This is a genomic window from Pluralibacter gergoviae ATCC 33028 = NBRC 105706, assembly GCF_001598855.1.
Taxonomy (GTDB): Bacteria; Pseudomonadota; Gammaproteobacteria; order Enterobacterales; family Enterobacteriaceae; genus Pluralibacter; species Pluralibacter gergoviae.
In genome coordinates this window covers 115,688-137,761 of record NZ_BCZS01000007.1, presented here as the reverse complement: position 1 = coordinate 137,761, position 22,074 = coordinate 115,688, and the positions used below count along the sequence as shown (strand labels likewise).

Annotated in this window: 15 protein-coding genes; 6 read left to right on the top strand and 9 right to left on the bottom strand. The window is 50.7% G+C overall.

Translation table 11 applies throughout. The features are described 5' to 3' along the window. Nucleotides 1-82: 82 nt before the first annotated feature. Nucleotides 83-481, top strand: coding sequence for a winged helix-turn-helix transcriptional regulator (locus ENGE1_RS09670; protein WP_043081885.1), 399 nt, complete (start codon nucleotides 83-85; stop codon nucleotides 479-481). Here ENGE1_RS09670 and ENGE1_RS09665 read toward each other — a convergent pair. Beyond that, nucleotides 470-2,413: a bifunctional 2',3'-cyclic-nucleotide 2'-phosphodiesterase/3'-nucleotidase gene (locus ENGE1_RS09665; RefSeq protein WP_048253472.1), complete on the bottom strand. Its 1,944-nt coding sequence runs from the start codon at nucleotides 2,411-2,413 to the stop codon at nucleotides 470-472. The genes ENGE1_RS09670 and ENGE1_RS09665 overlap by 12 nt on opposite strands. 190 nt (nucleotides 2,414-2,603) lie before the next feature. Between ENGE1_RS09665 and cysQ the strand changes: the two genes are divergently transcribed. Continuing rightward, nucleotides 2,604-3,344 (top strand): 3'(2'),5'-bisphosphate nucleotidase CysQ, encoded by a 741-nt coding sequence (cysQ, locus tag ENGE1_RS09660; RefSeq protein WP_043081887.1) that lies wholly within the window; start codon nucleotides 2,604-2,606, stop codon nucleotides 3,342-3,344. Here cysQ and ENGE1_RS09655 read toward each other — a convergent pair. Further along, nucleotides 3,338-3,895: a YtfJ family protein gene (locus ENGE1_RS09655; protein WP_048253471.1), complete on the bottom strand. Its 558-nt coding sequence runs from the start codon at nucleotides 3,893-3,895 to the stop codon at nucleotides 3,338-3,340. The genes cysQ and ENGE1_RS09655 overlap by 7 nt on opposite strands. Nucleotides 3,896-4,215: 320 nt before the next feature. Between ENGE1_RS09655 and ENGE1_RS09650 the strand changes: the two genes are divergently transcribed. Beyond that, nucleotides 4,216-4,422: a DUF1107 domain-containing protein gene (locus tag ENGE1_RS09650; protein WP_043081889.1), complete on the top strand. Its 207-nt coding sequence runs from the start codon at nucleotides 4,216-4,218 to the stop codon at nucleotides 4,420-4,422. A gap of 111 nt (nucleotides 4,423-4,533) precedes the next feature. Here ENGE1_RS09650 and ENGE1_RS28415 read toward each other — a convergent pair whose 3' ends face one another. The 7 genes from ENGE1_RS28415 to ENGE1_RS09620 all read right to left on the bottom strand — a co-directional run bounded on the left by ENGE1_RS28415 (nucleotide 4,534) and on the right by ENGE1_RS09620 (nucleotide 12,100). Beyond that, the gene (locus ENGE1_RS28415) at nucleotides 4,534-4,710 is read right to left on the bottom strand and encodes a hypothetical protein (RefSeq protein WP_155407641.1); all 177 of its coding nucleotides are present in this window, start codon (nucleotides 4,708-4,710) and stop codon (nucleotides 4,534-4,536) included. 24 nt (nucleotides 4,711-4,734) lie between these two features. After that, on the bottom strand, nucleotides 4,735-5,433 hold the full coding sequence (locus tag ENGE1_RS09645) for a zeta toxin family protein (RefSeq protein ID WP_048253470.1): 699 nt from the start codon (nucleotides 5,431-5,433) through the stop codon (nucleotides 4,735-4,737). A 185-nt stretch (nucleotides 5,434-5,618) separates the two neighbouring features. Next, a complete protein-coding gene (locus tag ENGE1_RS09640; RefSeq protein ID WP_043081891.1) occupies nucleotides 5,619-6,962 on the bottom strand; it encodes a polyamine export protein PaeA in 1,344 nt (447 codons plus the stop codon). A gap of 186 nt (nucleotides 6,963-7,148) precedes the next feature. Then, nucleotides 7,149-7,607, bottom strand: a complete 459-nt coding sequence (locus ENGE1_RS29215; protein ID WP_053075581.1) for a helix-turn-helix domain-containing protein — start codon at nucleotides 7,605-7,607, stop codon at nucleotides 7,149-7,151. Between the two features lie 664 nt (nucleotides 7,608-8,271). Then, the gene (locus tag ENGE1_RS09630) at nucleotides 8,272-8,757 is read right to left on the bottom strand and encodes a winged helix-turn-helix domain-containing protein (RefSeq protein WP_162268890.1); all 486 of its coding nucleotides are present in this window, start codon (nucleotides 8,755-8,757) and stop codon (nucleotides 8,272-8,274) included. Between the two features lie 357 nt (nucleotides 8,758-9,114). Beyond that, entirely contained in the window at nucleotides 9,115-9,654 is a 540-nt protein-coding gene (locus ENGE1_RS09625; RefSeq protein ID WP_158443161.1) for a helix-turn-helix domain-containing protein, read from the bottom strand. 571 nt (nucleotides 9,655-10,225) lie between these two features. Then, entirely contained in the window at nucleotides 10,226-12,100 is a 1,875-nt protein-coding gene (locus ENGE1_RS09620; protein ID WP_048253468.1) for an Ig-like domain-containing protein, read from the bottom strand. Between the two features lie 329 nt (nucleotides 12,101-12,429). On the opposite strand from ENGE1_RS09620, the gene ENGE1_RS09615 reads away from it, so the two are divergent. From ENGE1_RS09615 to ENGE1_RS09605, 3 genes are all read left to right on the top strand, one after another. Then, nucleotides 12,430-14,430 (top strand): Ig-like domain-containing protein, encoded by a 2,001-nt coding sequence (locus ENGE1_RS09615; RefSeq protein ID WP_053075580.1) that lies wholly within the window; start codon nucleotides 12,430-12,432, stop codon nucleotides 14,428-14,430. An 18-nt stretch (nucleotides 14,431-14,448) separates the two neighbouring features. Then, nucleotides 14,449-17,583 carry a lipoxygenase family protein gene (locus tag ENGE1_RS09610; RefSeq protein ID WP_064360611.1) on the top strand — a complete coding sequence of 1,045 codons (3,135 nt, stop codon included), beginning with the start codon at nucleotides 14,449-14,451 and terminating at the stop codon, nucleotides 17,581-17,583. Between the two features lie 421 nt (nucleotides 17,584-18,004). After that, nucleotides 18,005-22,042 carry an invasin domain 3-containing protein gene (locus tag ENGE1_RS09605; protein WP_080964526.1) on the top strand — a complete coding sequence of 1,346 codons (4,038 nt, stop codon included), beginning with the start codon at nucleotides 18,005-18,007 and terminating at the stop codon, nucleotides 22,040-22,042. Nucleotides 22,043-22,074: the final 32 nt, after the last annotated feature.

Below are 22,074 nucleotides of genomic sequence, written 5' to 3'. Positions count from 1 at the left end.
TGTTGCTCCTTAGTGTTTGCGGTAAGTTATGCTACGCTAGCACCTTAACTAACTTTTAGTAAGTACGTACACAAAGGTAAGTATGAAGAGAGCAAATCCGACAATCAGCGAGCAGATGCGCGACGGCAATCTCTTTGCCGAACAGTGCCCTTCCCGCGATGTGCTCAAACACGTGACCAGCCGCTGGGGCGTACTGATCCTGGTGGCCCTGCAGGCGGGCACGTTTCGCTTCAGCGATCTGCGGCGCAAAATGGGCGGCGTGAGCGAAAAGATGCTGGCCCAGTCGCTGCAGGCGCTGGAGGGTGACGGCTTTATCAACCGCGTCTCCCTCCCGGTGGTGCCTCCCCACGTGGAATATAGCCTGACGCCGCTCGGCCAGCAGGTCAGCGAAAAGGTGGTGGCCCTGGCGGACTGGATCGAGAGCAACCTGCCCACGGTGCTGGCGCACCGCGAGCAGAAAGAGGCGGAGCTATCGGGTTAAGTCCAGGCGGTAGACGGCAAAGCCGATATCGTCGGTGGCGACCTGCGTCATCGGATAGCGGGCGTGCGACTGAATAAAGGCCGCCGCTTTCGCCGAGGGTGACGTTTCGAAGCGGATATCCAGCGGCACGGAAGCCTTAATCGGTGCCAGGCGCCAGTTGTTGTCGGCGGCCGGATGGATAGCGCCGTGCCGTTTCGACTCGCTGGCGATCCACGCCGCCAGCACCGCGCGGTTCTCATCCGGCGAGGCAAACGCAATATGATCCTCGCCGGTGCCGGCGAACTTGCCACCGTAGGCGCGGTAGTTATTAGTGGCGACGAGGAAGGTGGCGTTAGGATCGAGGGGTTTGCCCCGATACGTCAGGTGCGTAATGCGCTCCGACTGCGGATTGAGGCTCTGGCACTCGCCGTCGTAGCGCGGCGGCCGGGTGACGTCAATCTGATAGCTGACGCCGTCAATGACGTCGAAATTATAGGTGCGGAAGCTCTCCCAGTTGATAAGCGGCTGCGGCCTGCTGCTGCTGGGATCTATCTGGTTAAACTGCCCGGCGGAGCACTCCAGCCACTCCTTGACCTCTTTGCCGCTGGCCTTCACCACGATAAGCGTATTCGGATAGAGGTAGAGATCGGAGGCATTGCGGAAGGTGAGCTGACCTTTTTCCACTTCAACGAAACTTGCCGGATCGTTCTTGCGCCCGCCCACTTTGAACGGCGCGGCGGCGGAGAGCACCGGCAGCGTTGCCAGATCGGGATCGCCCTGAATGTAATGCTCTACGTAGGCCTTCTGCGCCATATTCACCACCTGGACGGTCGGATCGTCCTGCACCAGCGCCAGGTAGCTGTACATATTGTCGGAGGATTTGCCCACCGGCTTGCTGACGAAAGCGCGGGTGGCATCGTGATCGGCCTTCAGCACGCTGACCAGCTTCGCATCCTCCGCCGCCAGCGATTTCTTCGCCACGCTGTCGTAAATCGGCCGCGCCCCGGCTCTGGCCCGGCTGACCTGCCACTTGCCGGCATCGTTGTTCAGTACCAGATCCACCACGCCGAGATGATCGCCCCACATGCCGGGCATCACCGCCGGAACGCCGTTGAGAAGCCCTTTCTCAATGTCGGCGCCTTTAATCGCCGCGAAGTCCTTCGACGGGAAGACCGCGTGGGCGTGGCCGAACAGGATGGCATCCACGCCGGGCACTTGGCTTAAGTAGTAGACCGAGTTTTCGGCCATCGCGTGGTAAGGATCGGCAGAGAGTCCGGAGTGAGCAATTACTATCACCAGATCGGCACCTGCAGCGCGCATTTGCGGCACGTATCGGCGGGCGGTTTCGGTAATATCGTTGACGGTCACCTTGCCGCTGAGGTTGGCCTTATCCCAGGTCATTATCTGCGGCGGTACGAAACCGATATAGCCTATTTTCAGCGTCTGCGCCCTGCCGTCGCTGTCGATAACCCGCGTCTCTTTGAGAAGATAGGGCGTGAACAGCGGCTTACCGGTTTTAACATCAACAATGTTAGCGTTTACGTAGGGAAAACGGGCGCCGCTTATTGCCTTGTGCAGATAGTCCAGGCCGTAGTTGAACTCGTGATTGCCGAGATTGCCCACCGCATAATCCAGGGTATTCATCGCCTTATAAACCGGATGCACATCGCCCGCCTTCAGCCCCTTTGCCGCCATATAATCGCCCAGCGGGCTGCCCTGAATCACGTCGCCGTTATCCACCAGCACGCTGTTTTTGACCTCCGCGCGGGCGGAATTAATCAGGCTGGCGGTACGCACCAGGCCGAATTTCTCCGTGGCCGCATCCTTGTAGTAGTCAAAGTCCATCATGTTGCTGTGCAGGTCGGAGGTTTCCATAATCCGCAGATCGACCGTGGCGGCCTGCGCGCCGGCCGCCACCAGCGCGGCAAGCAGCGTTGCGCTAAACTTAATCATCAGAGGGATCCTTTCGTTGATCGTGTTCACAAAAGAAAAGAGGATGTGCATCCTGTTGCTAAAGAATTGTGAAGCTTGCTAGAAAGAGCGGGCCCGAAACCGGGAGTGCTTCACAGATAGCGCAGAAAGCGACAATAGGATATAAATAAAACAACAGGTTAAGAGCCACTGCCATTAAACGAGGTGGAACATGCTAGAACAAATATGTCAGCTTGCGCGACAGGCCGGAGACGCCATCATGCAGGTTTACGACGGTCACAGGCCGATGGACGTGGTCAGTAAGGCCGACGATTCGCCGGTAACCGCCGCCGATATTGCCGCCCACAGGGTCATTGCCCAGGGGCTACAGGCGCTGGCCCCCGACATTCCTTTACTGTCGGAAGAGGATCCGCCCCGCTGGGACGTGCGCCAGCACTGGCAGCGCTACTGGCTGGTGGACCCGCTCGACGGCACCAAAGAATTTATCAAGCGCAACGGCGAGTTTACCGTCAATATCGCGCTGATTGAAAACGGCAGGCCGGTGCTGGGCGTGGTCTATGCCCCGGTGATGAAGGTGATGTACAGCGCGGCCGAAGGCAAGGCCTGGAAAGAGGAGTGCGGCGTCCGCAAGCAGATTCAGGTGCGCGAAGCGCGGCCGCCGCGGGTGGTGATCAGCCGCTCGCACATCGACGGCGAGCTGGAAGAGTACCTGCAGCAGCTGGGCGAACACCAGACCACCTCGATAGGCTCTTCGCTCAAGTTCTGCCTGGTGGCGGAGGGGGAAGCGCAGCTCTATCCGCGCTTCGGACCGACGAACGTCTGGGATACCGCCGCCGGACATGCCGTTGCGGTCGCCGCCGGGGCGCAGGTACACGACTGGCAGGGTAAAACGCTGGACTACACGCCCCGCGAGTCGTTCCTCAACCCCGGCTTTCGGGTCTCCCTCTACTGACCGAGCAGCTTATGCAGCAGGGCGATGACCTGCTGCACCTCCTGGGGAGTGAGGCTGCCATCTTTCACCCACTGTACGCGGCCCGCTTTATCCAGCACGATGACCGCTGAGCCTTTTTCTTCCAGCTGCCATGACTGGCGCACCAGCCCGTCGCTGTCGACGATAAACTGCGACCACGGATAGAGCTTCTTATTGCTCTCAATGCTGCTGCGCACAAACATGCTGGTGCCGGGAATGGCGTCATCAGTATTGACGATGGTGGTGGTCTGATACTTATCGTGGGGCAGATTGGCCGACTTGATCGCCTCCACCAGCGTCGCGTTCTTCTCCTTCGCCGACGTCCGGCCGGCAATATGCTGCACAACTCTCACTTTTCCGGCGAGCTGCGCGCTGTTCCATTTTTTATAGCTAAACTCATCGTTATTGAGCATGAGCTCGCCGCGATCGGCAACGCCTACCGGCGGCACGCGCTGGCCGGTTTCAATGTTATGGGCAGAAGCCATCATCGGCATGAGCAGGCAGGTGATTGCCATCAGCTTACGTAGGGTCATGGTTTTTCCTTATTTTATGCAGGTGATCCGACCACTTGGTGAGATGCTTTAATCATACGTGCGAACCCTGACCTTTTCCCGCAATGAGGATGCCACTTTGCGGGCGAGCGCACATCCCGGAGACAAAACGGCGCCTTATACTGCGTGGCTCCCATTTCTGAAGAGAAAATTCTTACTTATTGTCATCAGAAAGTAAAAAAACTTATATAGGCTGGGTGTCCTCAATCAAGTGGTCTATAGTTTCAGAGCATTAATTTGCGCCCCGTAACGCTGGACCGAGTGTGGTACCGCAGGAGCGTAAGACTTAGCAGGAGACAACAATGAAAATTTTCCAAAAGTACAACCCGCTTCAGGTGGCGAAGTACGTGAAGATCCTGTTCCGTGGACGGTTGTATATCAAGGACGTAGGCGCTTTCGAGTTTGATAAGGGCAAGATCCTTATCCCGAAAGTGAAGGACAAGCAGCATCTCTCTGTGATGTCCGAAGTCAATCGTCAGGTTATGCGTCTGCAAACAGAGATGGCATAACCAGTAAGTACCGTGCTATGCAGTGATATGAAGTAAAAACGGCTCCCGGTGGGAGTTATGCCAGTCAGCGCGATCGCTGACTGGCTGTTTTAAACCCGCTGTAAAGGCGGCTCATTCGCCGTGGTGACCGCGCTTGTTGTCCTGACCCTGATGATTCAATATCCTGGCCATATCTTCCATAGAGCGCTCAGCTGCTCTCTTGTTTGTCGCCTTCATCTGCTCGCTAACATTCGCGCCAAACGCTTCAAACAGCGAAGGTTCTGAACAATACTTAGTCTCAGTCGCCATATGTGCCCCTCTGTTGAGACGTCATTATAAAGTGATGTGGCTCAGATCGCTAACGTCCCTGTAGGGACAGTCGTGGGAATCAGGCCAGGACGCCAGGGTTACGTCGGGTTTATAATCAACCACAAATTTATGCGGGTTTTGCGGCGAAGGTCTACGCTGATAAACGTTGAGTGTTATATTATCTTTATATTTTTCAATCATATACTCAATGGTTTTTCGACTTTTGAAAAAGTTTTGCTTAAGTATATCCAGAGGAACCTTTCGCGCTCGCAATTTCGCATAGCGCCATGCGAGTTCTGGGTCAAAATAGACGTAATTAATCATTACCCTATAGCCAGCGCTCAGCGCCCGCTGAACGTTTCTTTCAGCTATGTCCCTGCTGGCAAACGTTGAATCCATGACTATCTGATATTTGTCCCGAAGGGCATAGCGATACATGAGTTCAACCATCTGCGATGCCGGTTTCTGATATGCCGCAGCGTTTGCTTCATTGTAGTAGGGAAACCACCAGCGAAAGTCGTCGGCATCAATGCGAACGATGTTGGTGATTCTGTTTTCCTCAATCAGCAGGTCCAGTAATTCCGTTTTACCGGCCGCGGGCGAGCCCGCCATAAACAGAACATCCTGCGACGTAACTCTCTTATTTTGAGTTAAATATTGATAGAGAGAGGGCCTGATACTGCGGCTGAAAGCCGGTAAAACAGCAACGAGTTCCTTGTCCATAATAGCTTCCATATTTGCCTGAGAACCTAAGGCATTTTGCGCGTGTTATGGACAATTTTAGCGAGTTGAGGAATGTTTAGTCTTATGATTTATATAAAAAATCCGGAAACGGTCAACCGCTCCCGGATAATCATAATAGGCGGCGAACTCTGTGAGTTAGTCACCTCTATTTAATAGCGCAGTCGCTATGCCGCGCCCTTCTCTTTATTTTCCGCATCCGGCAGCGTCGGCGTGAGCGCCGCCGGCTTGTTATCGATGCGGGTCACCAGCAGCTGGTCGATGCGGTAGTTGTCGATATCCACCACCTCGAACTTATAGCCGGCAAACTTGACGGCGTCGGTGCGCTTGGGGATTTTGCGCAGCATATACATCATAAAGCCGCCGATCGTTTCGTAGTTGCCGGACTGCGGGAATTCGTCGATATCCAGCACCCGCATTACGTCGTCGATAGGCGTGCCGCCGTCCACCAGCCACGAGTTCTCGTCGCGGGCGACGATCTGCTCTTCCAGGCCCTGACCGACCAGATCGCCCATCAGGGTGGTCATCACGTCGTTGAGGGTGATGATACCCACCACCAGCGCGTACTCGTTCATGATCACCGCGAAGTCTTCGCCAGCGGTTTTGAAGCTTTCCAGCGCTTCGGAGAGCGTCAGGGTATCCGGCACGATCAGCGTATTGCGGATCATCACGCCGCTGTTCAGCGCCAGGCTCTGATTCGCCAGCACGCGGTTGAGCAGGTCCTTGGAGTCGACGTAGCCGATGATATGGTCAATATCTTCATTGCAGACCAGGAACTTGGAGTGCGGGTGCTCTGCCACCTTGCTCTTCAGGCTCTCCTCATCTTCGTGCAGATCGAACCAGATGATGTTTTCGCGCGAGGTCATGGAGGAGGGAACGGTGCGCGATTCCAGCTCGAACACGTTCTCGATCAGCTCATGCTCCTGCTTGCGCAGTACGCCCGCCAGCGCTCCGGCTTCTACCACCGCATAAATATCGTCAGAGGTGATGTCGTCCTTACGCACCATCGGCAGCTTGAACAGGCGGAAAATCATGTTCGCCAGGCCGTTGAAGAACCAGACCAGCGGACGGAACACCAGCAGACAGAAGCGCATCGGGTTGATGATGCGCAAAGCGACGGCTTCGGGCGCAATCATACCGATGCGTTTCGGCGTCAGGTCGGCAATCAGGATAAACAGGCCGGTGACCAGCGCGAAAGAGAGGATAAAGCTCATCTGCTCTGCCAGTTCGGCGGGCAGATAATTACTCAGCAGGCTATAGAAGGCCGGGGAGAAAGCCGCATCGCCGACGATACCGCCAAGAATGGCCACGGCGTTCAGGCCAATCTGCACCACGGTAAAGAACATGCCGGGATTTTCCTGCATCTTCAGGACTTTTTGTGCATTCTCGTTGCCTTCATCGGCGAGCAGTTTCAGTTTGATTTTGCGTGAAGCCGCGAGCGAGATCTCAGACATTGAGAAGAAGGCACTGATACCAATGAGACAAAGTATTACTAAAATACTGTTTAACATATCTTATCCAGCCGCTGAGGCCAGATCCTCGGAAGGGAAGTTAATGATTGTTGTGTGCGTGGAACGACGCTAAAACCGACCCGAAGGCAGTGGATCGGCGATTTCGCTGATGAGTATAGCAGCAGTGCAGGGGGAGTGGCTACAGGGTGTAGAGGGATGAGGAGACACATCAGGTCTATAAGGTGATCAGCGCTCGCCTGCGGGCATGCTGCTGGTTCGTAAGGTGTTCAGTACACCTCTTGCACCCATCTGGATGAAAAAATGAATTATCTCGGCGCGCTCTTCATCAGAGAGAGCGTTAAAGACCACGGCCCAGGCGGCGGCCAGTCCATCATCGCTATGCGCTGGCAAAGGTGCGGCTTCAGCAGGGAGCGATCCGCTGGCTGGAAGCGAGCGTTGGTCTGATACACTTCCTTTCGCCAGCCACTCAATAGAGACATTTTCAATCCTGGCGATCTTTAACACCACGTTAAGGGAGGGTTCTGTTCCCCGGGTCAGGTAATTATTGAGTGTCGAGAAGGCCAGCCCCCACTCTTTTGCGGTAGAGCGTACGGTGCGTTTGCCAATGAGTTGCCGTAAACGTGATGCAATCGTCTCTTTTTGCTCTATGTCACAGGAACGGCTGCGATCTTCAGTGACAGTCATACATAGATTTCCTCTAATGCATTGATTCGTATACGTTATTATTGTCTGGCTCAGCGCGTGAGCAGGGGAGAAAAATCTTCTTTACTTGATCTCAATGTAGATCAATAATCTTTCCATATTGAGATCACCCTGATTGTCACTGATGAGTGATGTTCGAGATTAATCGAAGTTGTAAGAGAAATGAAGTATACCGCGTAGGCGAGACGCGGAGTGGTTTTAATTGCGCCGGTCGCAGTGTCGCTATGCTTCGTAGTTGTCCTGCGGCATCTTAGATTATTATCCGGGCATCCTGCATTTTTAGGATCTCTCCAGTAACAATAGGGACCCCTTTGCTGTTTAATCTACGCCTGTGCACATTGGGTTAGCGTTTTCTGTTTGAACGGATGAGAGAGGAGAAAAGATCATGAGAAATTTAGTGGTGCTGCGTCATTTCTCCGACGCTGGGATTCGTTTGCTGCGCAATCGCCGTTTGCTTATGCAGTAAAAAACAATTTTGTCAAAGAGGATTTTTGGGAGCAGCGTGTGACATGTTAACGTTATTGATACTGAGTCGATACAATAATTCTGTGAGATGATGGCTCATCTAGTCCTGTTCTCATGATGTGTAGGAATTTGGGGCGCAACCCAATAACTACACCCCGACATTTGGCTGAAAATAATGGCATCATCTTATGATTAGTAAATAGGTTACAATAAATGAGTTCAAAATGGTAATGATGAAGATAATAAGCTGAAAAATATTTCTCGTAATAATCGGGAAATCTCGTAGCTTCGCAATAACTGTTTTCTTAAAGCTACAGTTGTTACTGTGAGAATGAAGATAAGTCTCCCTTTTTAGTGCATCAGAATATGCGTTGCATAATTTATAACCTTGATGATGATGCGATATGATCTTTATATTAATATCTATTTTCGCTAAATCTTTTCTCAAGAGGTAGATCTGTTGTGTTAAAGATGAGTTATAAAGTGAGGTATCAGTATTGCCCCATACTACCTCTATTATTTCTACTCGTGGGACAAATTTGTTTTTGTTAGTGAGTAATAGCTTTAGTATCTCCTGGCGGATCCCTGTAATCGACAATAGTTCACATCCATTGTGAGTAATACTCCCATCTTCTGCCTTAAATGAATAACCCACATCAAGCTCCATGTAGTCCCCCATTATTACTAACGCTGCTAGCTTACCTTTTCAAAATATAATAACTGTAAAATATATTAAAATCTAATGGTAAAAACTAATATTGAAATTATTAGTGGCTAAATTAATATAGATCACAATATAAGCTGCGGCAGAGGGTGTCTATATAATATAATAATAAACATGGCGTAAAGAATGATGTGTCGATGTAGGGTTGCTTAATAGTTTTGGTGTCTGTTCGCCGTTTGTTCTATGGGGAGATACAGCTGTTGCGTAACTCCGGCACAGGAGCAAATTTTCAAAATGCGTACTGGGGTGAATGAATACATATTTGTCAAATGATGCTTTTTAACTGCTTCATGTTTACAGCTAATTAATAAATATCACGCCATCTAACTCCCCGGAACATAGCCAGTAAAATAGTTCAATGTTTGAACCGAGGTCCAGCTTACGCATTGCATTTTTCTTATGAAAACTGATCGTCTTGGGGCTGAGTGATAAAATTTCCGATATCTTCTGCTGGGTCAGGCCGACAGAAAGATACCGCAAAATCTCAATCTCACTTTTAGTCAATGCTGAGTGCTGCAGAGAAGCGCCAATTTCATATCTTGTACTTTTATTTTTTTCTTTCATATTTATTATCTTTTTAGCAGTTAACAGGAGTTCAGAAGGGCGGATCCTTTTATCGACATAAACAATTCTGTTCTTATGCACATGGCTGGACATGTTTTTTTCCAGAGATTTTTCATGGAAAATAATAATAGCGGACACCCGCATGATGTGGTAGCGCATTTTGGGTGTTAGATTTAGCAATGATTGCTTGTCGCAAATAACGAGTAAGGGCATGCTTTCTGGATCGCTTTCAATCGATACAAGCGTTTTAAAATGCCTGGAAAGTAGGTTTTTCACACCAACCTCCAGGAATTTATCGCTGAAAAGCGCATATATGTATGCCGATAAATGTGAAGTCTGGTCTATCGTCTTGTCTATTAACATAGGTTTATTCATTGATAGGGGGGATGGTCCATGCAGGATCATCCTACCCACGTGTTATCGGATAATAGTCAAAAAATATTTTACTATAATTGCATTAGTTATAATATTTTATTGTGGTTGATTAAGTTCTTTTGCACTTATATTCTATAGAAGTTGTTTTTGTTAGATTAAATTAATTTTGTTCTATAAGACTCTTCTTGTATTTTAACGTAGTCTGCTGAAAAAAACGTTATATGCAAATATTTGTATTTTATGTGGCGTGTTGCTTCTGGATTAGATGAGTTTGTGTTTTTTTACATGCAAAATACATGTCAGTGCGTATTTCTATACACCATATAAACAGGATGTTTACTAAATTTATGCTGGCCTCATCACCCGGCAGATTTAGGGTATGAAATTACATTTTCATACCCTGGAGAGATAAGCACCGGCAACTATTTCTAGCGGGTTAGGCATAGTGCCATCAGTGTGCTGCGCATAATTATTATGCTAACGTGACAATTTTGTTACTCTGTAGCAGTAATTCAGGGAATAAATGATAATGTGACGAACCATCAGACAAATCAATAACAGTAGCTTCACAGGAACCGTAAAGAATGACCTGAGATGACCAGAAGGTGGTGTCTCCGTTGCTGCTATTCCACGGAGAGCCATATTTGGACATGTCCCCCCACTCATTATAAACGCTTAACAGGTCGGGAATACTCAACAGATTTTTTTGAATGATTTCATCATAAATTAGTTCAGCCCAACCGACATTATATTTAAAATCTTTATAGAATTTCGCGATTGAAAATTGAAAGCTTGCAATTTCTCCGGTTTCTTTATCGGTCACGCGAATCACGCACGGTGTGCTGTACAGTGGGCTGGTAATGGTAACGCTGGCTTGTCCATCAGGAAGTGAGGAAACGGACACGGAATTCGCGCCGCTGATAACTTCCCATGCAAAATTCTGACTTCCCCCGACGGTTTTTAAAATAAAGGTAGCGCCCTCCCAGGCCGTTGAGGGTTGACCAGCAGCAAACTTTTTATTCACGTTGTAAGCATCGGTAATCACAACTTTATCGAAGTTTTCCTTGAAAGTGACAATTTGTGATACCGAAGTATTGTCTTCGAGATGCGCTGATACGATCACATGCTCAGCGGTATCATCGAGAATCGAGACGATAGCCTTGCCCTGCTGATCTGTTTTTGCCGTTGTTGTGGATGTTTTTGAGTCCTGAAACCAGGCATGTTGCGTCACATCAAATGACAGGGGAATATCCCTTTCCGCCGCACCGGTACCGTCATTCGTGACCGTGGCCATGACAGTATTAGCTTTACCGCTGCCGGAAATACTATTATCCACCATAACATCCAGCATTAGCCGATGCGTACCTGAACTTATTTTTTCGAAAGTGAGCGCGGTGTGCTGACTCAACCCCGAATTGTTTAATGAAGAACAATACAGGGTTATCGTTTCTGCAACTGTATCGACAATGTTTACCTTAAAGGTGCCTGATGAATCGGTTTGAACATTCACTTCCTGGCGACCGTTGAGGTCGAAAAATGCGGTTTGCGTACCTCTGATGATAAAGTTTAGTGGGGTTTCAGAAACGGGACTCCCATTCGCTGTTACCGTCGCCACTGCTGCGTTCGGGCTTTTGCCATCTGCCTCAGTGTGATCGATGAGTGTTTCAAGCTTCAGCGTATCTGGCGCAGGCGTCGGTGAGATAAAGGTGGCTGTTTTTTTGTCGTAGAGAGAGGCATCATCTGCAATGGAGGCAAACACCTGTACTTTTTCTGCTGATGCATCCGTTAAGCCCAGCGAAGCGATTCCTGAGTTTTTCGTCTTCACTGTGGCCTGGTTGCGGCCATTCACAAACAGCGCGTTACCGCTTACGGTAAGATCTACGCTGATACCGTCAATACCGGTATTCGCGGAAGAAACAACTATTGCTGCCATATTAGTATCCTGGCCATCGGCAGCTGCATTATCTTTGGTAATCGTTAGCTGGACATTATCGGGTGTTGCCGAACCGCTGCCGCCTAAATTGACGGTAAAAAAGAGCGCTTCTGAATTCGTTACCTGCAGATTTTCATCTGTCCTGATGTAAGCAGCTTTGACATTATTACCATTTGTGATTAATTTTTCAGGTACCGGGAAGGCCATTTTTTTTAATGAAATATCATTTTCCGATACAACTCTAGAATCAAAAACATTCCCTCCCCAGATAACGTTTAGCGTGTCTCCCGGCTTATATCCTAAGTTATTGTCTACCGTTACGGATAATGTAACGCCTTTATTAGTGTTCAGTGTGCCGTTGATGATTTTATCAATAACAGGCGCAGGTAATGAGACAATGCTGCTCTTCTGCATGTTTTTTTCCTCTTAAGTTAAAATATTATGAATAACGCATGTTGCGGATCTACTGTATTTTTACTTTATTGAGGCAATAATGACTGGAGTCTCATTTTTATACGATGTGAGATAATGGCTGGCATATCTCATGGATACGATAAAAATTCATCCTCATACGCTTTAATATTTATTTGATTGATATTTTTTATTTTTGAATTTTATGATAAATCATAGAATCTAAAAAATAAAATCATGAATTCATCCACAATATTTTTCTTTGGTTATTTCATTATGGTGCTGGAAGTTAACCCGTAAGTGATAAAATAGCAGAGGTAGGGCCTGGATATATGAGTTCGAAAGATTTGAGTTTATCGCCGCCGAGAATACCGGCGGCAGACGATGGCGTTATCGATAAAAATGATATTTCTTCCAGCAGTATTATCGCAATTATTGGCTACAGTGGGCGACGGCTTGGGGATTTTATTAAACTATATATCGATAACAACGAAGTCGGCAGTGCCGTTGCGCCTGATGATATCACGCTGCCGGTCATTATTCCTATAAAGTCAGCACTCCTGACCGACGGCAGTCATAGTGTTGGGTATGATGCAACCGATCCGGCGGGAAATACGCGGTTTTCAGAAGATTTAAACGTCTATGTCGACCGCCTGCATGACGTAGAAAAGCTTACACCGCCGTCAGTCATTGGCGGTGATGACGGTTGCTTAAGTCAGAGCGAGATCACGTCTGCCGATGGCGCCGTCATCCGTATCCATCCCTCGGTTCGGCTAAATAACTTCCGGGGCGATATATTACATTTATTCTGGAAAGCATTCGATGCGGCGGGATTACCGCTCACTTCCGCATCCCGACAGTGGTCTTACGCCATTGATGAGACACTGGTATCAGAGGGGGCGACATTCTTTATTACTCTGGATATTGTCAATCAGGTGCTGAATGGAAGGGTTTCTGTCTATTTCTATATTCAGACCGGCGCTGAAAGGCTCTATTCTGACGCCAGAATGGTCGCCATCGGCAATTGCGAGAGTGGCCGCTTTACGATCGCGCTGGTCAGCGACAAAAGTGAGGTCATGGCGAATGACGCGGATTTTGCCACGCTCACCGCGACCGTTATAGATAGCGATAGTAAGCCGGTTTCGGCGCAGCACGTTCACTGGTCATCTGATTTAAATACGTTGAACAGGGATGACACATTCACCTCCGCTGACGGTACAACTAACAATACCCTGAAGGGAAGGCTGCCGGGTCTGACGACAGTGACCGCGACCATTGAGAATGGCGATGCGGCTGCGCTGAATATCAATTTTGTGAGCGGTGGCAATATGCTACCCGCGCCGGTGTTTTTACAGGCGACCGATAGCGAAATACGGCAGGCGGATATTATCGCTGATGGTGGCGTGCGTGTTCGCGTTGCCTATGAAGGAATGTCCACAGCCGACAGCATCACATTATTCTTCTCGGGGCAGGACAGTTCCGGTTCCACAGTTAACGGCACCGCCGATGAGCAAACCCATATCCTGACCGCAGAGGATGTCGCCCGCCGCGCTATTGATTTCGTCATCGCGGAAGAGAAAGCGGTGCGGGTCGGGAATGGAGGGCGGTTGAGCGCATTTTACCGCGTGGTGGATAGCGCGCAGACGCGTTTCTCGGGTACGGCAAAAGCGCTGTTAATCGTCGAGGCCGCGGAAAATTTGCTTGGCTTTTTTGCGACAGCCGCCCCTGTGTACGACAGAGATCATTTAGGTATTTCATCCTATAACTATGCAAAAGTTGTCGGACAGCCGGGGATACGCGTATCAATATCCTGCTCAAGCAATGCAGTCGTGGTTGAGTCGAACTCTCCAACATGGGACTCGCAGCTTGATGACCGCGGCATACTCTATTTTAGAGTTCGCGCAGCTGAAGCCGCCACTGCAACGATTAATATCTATCAGAAAGAACATCCGGCTAATTCATTTACCGGTACGATGCAGTTTAATAACTATTACGTGGGCGAGAACGCCATTTACGCTTATGGTTATACCACCGGTGCCGTTGCTGATAACTATATGCCGTGTTCGCTATACTTTGTCGGTACTGATGACATCACCGAACTTCGCCTCTGGCTGCCTGAAAATAACGCCGAAATCATCGGCTTTGACAACCCGGCAATTATCCCGCTGAACACGTTCGGTGCAGTTGCTGTTGATATTATATCTTCATTTGCAGGAAATGTTCCCGTACAGATATCTGCGCCCCAATCTCCGGAAAGTCATATGCGCATTGAGCTGGAATTTTTAGCGGCGGACTTCGCTGGCTGCATGAGTGGAAAATGTAAAACGATTTAAAAATTGAAAGGATATTTTATGGCTTATGTAATGAAATTAACGACTACGTCAGGCGCAAAAGCGGACGGTGTTGAGAAAAATAGTGCCACGGCCATTCTGACGGATAATAACGCCTACGTGCCTAATGTAATGCTCACCTTTACGCTTAGCGATCACGCGCTCTTTGATAATGGTAAGAATATTAAAACGGTTGCCACCAGTGCGTTAGGTAGCGCAAAGGTTGTTTTTTCTGATCCTGTTGCTGAAACGATAACCGTGACGGCCATTGATGCCGTTCACGAGCTGACGCAATCTGCCGAATCAACCTTTGTTGATGCCGGAGCCGGCGCTGACGATTATTACATTACGCTTACCGCCGATAGCGGCGCGGCGCCCGGTGATGCGCAGGGCAATCGCGTGTCGGCCGTGCTGTCAAAACAGGATCACTCTCACGTTGCCGGCGCACAGCTTAACTTTTCGACCAGCGGCTCAGCCTTGTTTAAGGCGAATCTCAGCAATACCCTGACGGCACTGACGGACGCGTCCGGTAATATCGAGACGGTACTCATTGATGCGGTGGCAGAATCCGTGGACATTGATGCCCGCTTTTTCTCCGGTGACGGCGAACTGCTGGCGACGGCGATGACCCGCACCCGCTTCGGCAGCGCCTACAGTGCAGATGTCTTCGTGCCCGATAGCGTGATGATAGGCCGGGACCGGACTTTCATTATTTTTGGCTTAATTAATGGCGTTCAGGCCACCCACGTGGAGCAGTGCGTCAGTAATTTTCACATTACCTCCTCAGAGGGGCTACTGGAGATGTATAACAATGCCGGGACCTTTTCCGGTACGGAATACAGCGGTAAAGGGTTTGGCGATAATGAAAATAATTTAGTTCTGAACCTCCGCGCATTATCGCCTGGCGATGCCACGCTCTCAGTACAGGTCGATTTTATCGACGGCACCCGATTTATCAAAAATTATGCTATTTCGCTAATCGATCCGTCGCAGTCTGTGGATTGTCAAAATGAAAACACATTTATTGAAAAATTTGACAGGTTCAGCTTTACGAAAGGGGCGGTTTTCAAAATAAAATATGCTAAGAATGACGCTGTAAAAATTTATATCCCAGAGGAGGGGATGGTATTTGACTCGGTCACCGGTACAGTGGTCTCTGAGCAGCCGGGAATGACGATGGTGGCTGATTACATTACCATCAGGTATGTGGGCGAATACAACTACATGATCCTTCGCGCAAATATTGACGGCAGGTTAGAGCCCGGTAAGCACTATTATTCAAGGGCTTACTTAACTGTTGACGGAAAAAGCACTCTGACCCTCTCGGCTAACGACCTGACTGCCAGAGATAAGTATCCCTGGACAGAAATGTTAACCCCTTTGATAGGTGTCCCGATGCTGGATAATGGCGGCCCGGGGGATTTGCCGGTTGAGTTTCATCCCCGCGCCAGCTATCAGAAGGCGCTGGATGAACTTTACGAGGAGATTGCCGAAAATCACCGGCAGGCGTATCTCTCAAGGATTGCCCATCCGACCGCAGAGCAGCGCGCGGCAATCTCAACCCTGGCTGAGAGGGTCGACGCCAAATACAAAAATATGTTTGAGGCGACTCCCGTTGATATTCAGGATCGCGACGAGCAGTTATGCTCGCTTGAGCAGCAGGTGAGGGGATATTGTGACAAGGTAGAAAGCGGCGATTTCCCCGATCCGGATTTGGCTATGTATGACAACCAGTTTAAAGCCTTCCCAAGGCCGGATACCGCGCGCTTTATTTATGATGATGATATCTTTGCCTACTGGCGGGTTGGTGGATGTAACCCTCTGGCGCTTTACCGCGTCAATTCGCTTCCCGATAATTTTCCGCTGACTGCGGAACAGTACCGCCTGGTCATGGGCGATGGGGATACGCTGGAGCAGGCGCTGCGCGAAAACCGGATTTATATGGTCAACTACAGCAATCTTGACGGCGCGGTCGCCGAAGACGGCTATACGAAAGTAGAGAGCGGCAGCAGCCCCGAACCCATCGTCGGCTACTCCTATCTGGCGATGGGATTATTTAGCGTCTCGAAAGTAACAAAACGGCTCAAGCCTGTGGCAATTCAATGCGGACAGGATCCGAATGATGCTGAACCTAATCCGCTGTTTCTGGCCATTGATGATGAAGCGCATAGATGGGGGTGGCAGCAGGCTAAAATGGTCATCCAGGCTGCCGATAAAACCCTGCATCAGCTCTCCAGTCATCTGGGACTTACTCACCTTTTAATTGAAGCTTTTGCGCTGGCGACCTACCGTAATCTGAAAAAAGGCCATCCTGTCTATGACCTGTTGATCTCACACTTTGAAGGGACGAACAGGATCAACCATAACGCCACGCTGCAGATTTTAGGCCCTAACCAATTTGTCGATAGCCTGATGGCGGCCCCGTTAGGCAAACTCGCGCAAAAAGCCATAGATATACGCCTGCGATTTAACTTCTATGATAATTTTTTGCCCGTTGAGCTAAAAAGGCGCGGCGTCGATGATGTTCACGCGCTGCCGGAATATCCCTATCGGGATGACGGCTTGCTTATCTGGAACGCTATTCAGCGTTGGGTGAACGGCTATATCGATTATTTTTACGACGAGTCCATTGCCGGCGACGGTGATCTCATGGCGTGGATTGACGATCTGGTTGAAAATGGCCGAATCAACGGCTTTAAAAGAATAACCCGCCGCGCGGAGTTAGCCGATGTACTGACCATGGTCATTTATACCTGTTCTGCCCGCCATGCGGCGGTTAACTTTGCCCAGCACGACTGGATGATGTATTCCCCCGCGATGAGCGGCACGCTGGCTGGAAAAAAACCGACATCTGTAGATGGGCAGGAAAAAGAGGGGTGGTTAGCCATGCTGCCCGGATTTACGCGTTCAATGTCCCGGCTGGATATTTATACGCTGCTCGGGAGGCTGCATAACGGTTATTTAGGTGAATATGTTATGCCCGACGGCGAACCTATCTTCACGCTGGAGAAAAACCCCGATATCTATAATTTGCAGCGAAAATTTAATGATGAGTTGAATGAAATAACAAAAACTATTCAGGAGAGGAATGTAACCAGAACCTATCCCTATATCTTCCTCTTGCCTAAGAATATTCCAGCAAGCATTAACATTTAAGATAATGTAAGCCTCACAGGCCGCAGGCCTGCGCCTTCCGATGACGCTGGCCTGCCGGGTCCCGAGCGGGAAACGCTAAGGCGGGCAGGGGGAGCGTCTTTACCTTCCTGCTTCTCTGATTAAGAGGCCTTTTGTTGATTAATGGTTATTTTAGTGGGTCGGCAATGTATACAGACGTGGGTTTGTGAGTGGTGCTGATGTTAAATTAAGCTGATTACAAACTGTTACGCGCAATGCCATTTTAAGAATTTTCAGAAGCCTCCAGTTATAATTCGAACGCTCTTTTGCTCCAATAAGTGCGACGATCCTTCAGGGCATAACCCCTCCTCGTCTTTTTTGAATGTCATAAACACGATTGTTTTTTGAGAACAATGGGGATTTTTCTCCATTGATCTCTTTGCGAGCAAGGTACGATGAAATCATGAATAAGCGCGACAGATTAAAGAAATTTATCTGCGCTACGCAAATCTTAGGACAAATCTTTCTTTATGTGCCTATGTCATTTGCCGGTAGCGAATCACCTAACACGACGAAGCCAATTTTTGGACAAGAACAAACGGATTACGGAAATAATGCGTTTGATAACAGCAGTACCGAGAATAACGTTGCCCGAATAGCTGAGAATATTGCAAGTAATAACAAAGAGATGTCGAGCTACGCGCTGTCATCTGCCACTAATTATGCAACCTCCTCCTTTCAAAAATGGTTATCGCAATTTGGTACTGCACAGGTCAAATTTGGTATTGACCAAGATTATCACCTTTCTGAAAGCTCCATTGATACCTTATTCTCACTGTATGACACGCAGGATCTGCTCTTTTTTAGCCAGCTGGGTTACCGTCATAAAGACAGCCGCAATACGGCAAATATCGGTTTTGGCGGCCGCTATTTCATGCCCACCTCTATGCTGGGGACAAACGTCTTTTATGATAATGATTTTACCGGCCATAACCGTCGGCTTGGCGCAGGTATCGAATACTGGCGCGACTACCTCAAGCTGGGCGCTAACGGCTATTTCAGGCTCACCGACTGGCACCAGTCCCGCGATTTTGAGGATTACGATGAGCGCCCGGCGAACGGCTTCGATGTCCGGGCCGAAGGCTACTTGCCCGGCGCCCCGCAGCTCGGCGCCAAGGTAACCTATGAACAGTACTACGGCAATGACGTCGCGCTCTTCGGCAGAAGCAGCCGGGAGAAGGATCCGAAAGCCATTACGCTGGGATTAAACTACACGCCGGTGCCGCTGGTAACGATGGGCGTCGATTTTCGCGACTCGCAAAAGGGCGGTAATAACGACACGATTCTGGGCCTTGAGTTTAATTACGACTTCGGCGTGCCTTTCTCAGAGCAAATCGATCCGTCGAAGGTCTCTCTGCGCAGAACCCTTGCCGGCAGCCGGATGGACCTCGTTCAGCGTAACAACGACATCGTGCTGGAATATCGCAAGCAGGATCTCCTGAACGCGCGTTTGCCCGATCAAATTAAAGGGCTGGAAAGCACGCGCCAGCCAGTCCGCCTGACGATCAAATCCAAATATGGCGTTTCCGATGTACAGTGGTCCGGTTCGGTGCTGACCCAGCCCGGCGTGCAGTTAGCGCCGATGGCAAAAGGTTCCCACACTGACTGGACGCTGAGCCTGCCCCCTTACGTGGAGAAATCGCTTAATCAGTACACCCTGACGGCTGTCGTACACGATATCCACGGCAATGCCGCCCCGGCGACCAGCACCAATGTTATCGTTGAGCAGAACCCCGGCAACCTGGTTAAGGACTCCATGACCTGCGCCCCGGCGACGGTGGTGATATCCAGCGACAGCAAATCAGTCTGTTCTGTCCGGGTGGACAATGGTCAGGGGCAGCCTTTGGCCAATGCGAAAGTCAACTGGAAAACCGATATTGGATCGCTGTCGGCGGAAAACAGCACCAGTGACGCCAGCGGTGTGGCTACCGTTACGCTGCGCAATAATCAGGTGTCAGTCTCGACAGTGACCGCCGCTATCAGCGAGAGCGCGGCCAGCGCCCAGGTTGCCTTTGTGGCAGGGGCGATTTCCGCCAGCCAGTCCTCGCTGACCGCCACGCCGGCGACCGTTAAAGCCAGCGGCAGCGACGTCTCTAAAATTGTGTTAACCGCCAGGGACGAGAGCGGCAACCCGATCGATGACCTTACCGTGGCATTCGCCACCGCCGGCGTGCCGGTCACGCTGTCCGGCGTTACCTCAAACGGTAATGGTATCTACACCGCCGACCTTACCGGCACCGTCGCCGGGGACGTCTCGATTACGCCGACCATTAACGGTAGCGAGGTCAACGCCCTGAAAGCCTCGGTCAAACTGGTTGCAGGCGACATCGACCAGCAGCAGTCCAGCCTGAAGGCCGTACCGGCAACCATTCAGGCGGATGGCAAAACCACCTCCGTCGTCACGCTGACTGCCGTGGACGCCAATAAAAACCCGATCGCCGGCCAGCAGTTTACGTTTTCTAAGGTCAGCGGCCCGGAGGGCACCCTGGGAACGGTAACTGAAAAGGCGCCGGGGCAGTATGAAGCGCTGTTTACTGCGGGCACGCAGCCGGGAACAGTCACCGTTGGCGCATCGGGGCCGTCGGGCGACACGAACCTGCGCGCCACCATTACGCTGACGCAGATGGCTGTTTCCCCGACTAACTCAACTCTGGCGGTGGATCCGTCTGAGATTGAGGCCAACGGCACGTCTACGGCGGTCATCACTTTTAAAGCGCGCTCGGAAAGCAATCTACCGCTCGGCGGACTCAACGTCACCTTCAGCAGCGATAATGCCGTTCCGGTAACTATCGCCAGCGTGCAGGAAACGGAGAGCGGTACCTACACCGCGATACTGACGTCCGGAACGCGAGCCGGTGTCGTTAACATCAGCGCCGCGGTAGACGGCTCTACCGTCGGAAGCCCGGTGCCCGTCACCCTGACGGCCGGAAAAATCGATCCGGCGCACTCCGCGCTGACCGTATCGCCTGCGCAGATCGCCGCCGATGGCGTCGCTTCGTCGTTAATCACCTTTACCGCCAAAGATGCCAACGATAACCCACTTGATGGTTTACCGATCGCCTTTTCACCGACCGGCGTTGCCGTCACCCTCTCCGCCGTCAACGCCAAAGGCAATGGCGAATATACCGCAACCCTGACGGGCCTGACTCCGGGAAGCGTCGACATTCGCGCCACCAACGGCGGCAGCGATACCGGCGTGGCGCCGCAGACGGTGACCCTGATCACCACCGGCGTCGATGCCGCAACATCCACCCTGGTGGCGAACCCGACGACCATCGTGGCCGACGGTAAAACGCAGTCAACCGTCACCTTCACGGCGATGGATAAATCCAGCCATCCGCTCAGCGGGCTGAACGTCACCTTTGACTACAGCGGCGTCGCCGTGCAGTCCTCTGCGGTGACCGAGAAGGGCAACGGTGTCTACACCGCAACGCTGTCGGGCACAGTCGTTGGCGATGCGATTATCTCCGCCAGCGTAGACGGCACCAGCGCCGTAAATACCCCGGCCAAAGTGACCTTAACCAGCGCCTATAAGTTCCTCGACGGCAAGATGACGGTCACCAAAGATAACGCGGAGGCCAACGGCACCGATGACAATGACGTTTCCGTCACCGTCGTTGACCAGGCCGGTAATCCGACCGCAGGCCAGGTAGTGACCTTTGCGGCGGATAATGGCGCGGTGCTGAAATCCACGACGGTGACCACTGATACCAGCGGCGTGGCCGTGAATACGCTGACGAGCACGGTGGATGGCAGCAGTAACGTCACCGCGACGCTGGCAGACTCCGCCAGTACCGTGGTTGATACCGTGACGGCCAGCGTTACCTTTAAAAAGGCCATTCCGCTGACCTTTAAAACGGTGAAAATTAATGGCTTTGACTTTGAAGCTTCCACCGGAGTACCCACCACAGGCTTCACCGGGGGCGAATTCCAGCTGATCGTTGACAGTACGCTGGCGGCCACAGACTTTGACTGGGCAACGGACAGAGGCGACCTGATTAGCGTTGATGGAAGCGGTAACGTTAAGCTCAACAAAGAGTTCCCCGCAGGAACCGGGGCAGTGACCATCACGGCGACGGAGAAGGATAATCCGGCTAAGGTGGCGACCTATCGATTTACAATTAACCGCTGGTTTATTCACGGCGAGGATAAGATTCCGCTCGCGCAAGCTATTAACTGGTGCTCTGAGCAGGGGTATGAGCAATCAAGTTTGGCAACGCTCAGCAACGCCCCCTCATCTAAAGCTTCGAAAAGGGGACCTGGGCGTTTTTGGCCGGAATGGGGCGATATGACAGCATTTGGCTGGAGTGTTTCACCTGCTGATTACTGGGCAACTCCGGTAATCGCATATCAGGTTGATATGTATAACCTTGCAGGGGGGATGGCGTGGCGAGTACTGTCAACAGAGAAGTATACGGCAGCGTGTGAAAGGAAGCTGTAATTATATTGCGATGATTTATCAACAATTTTATA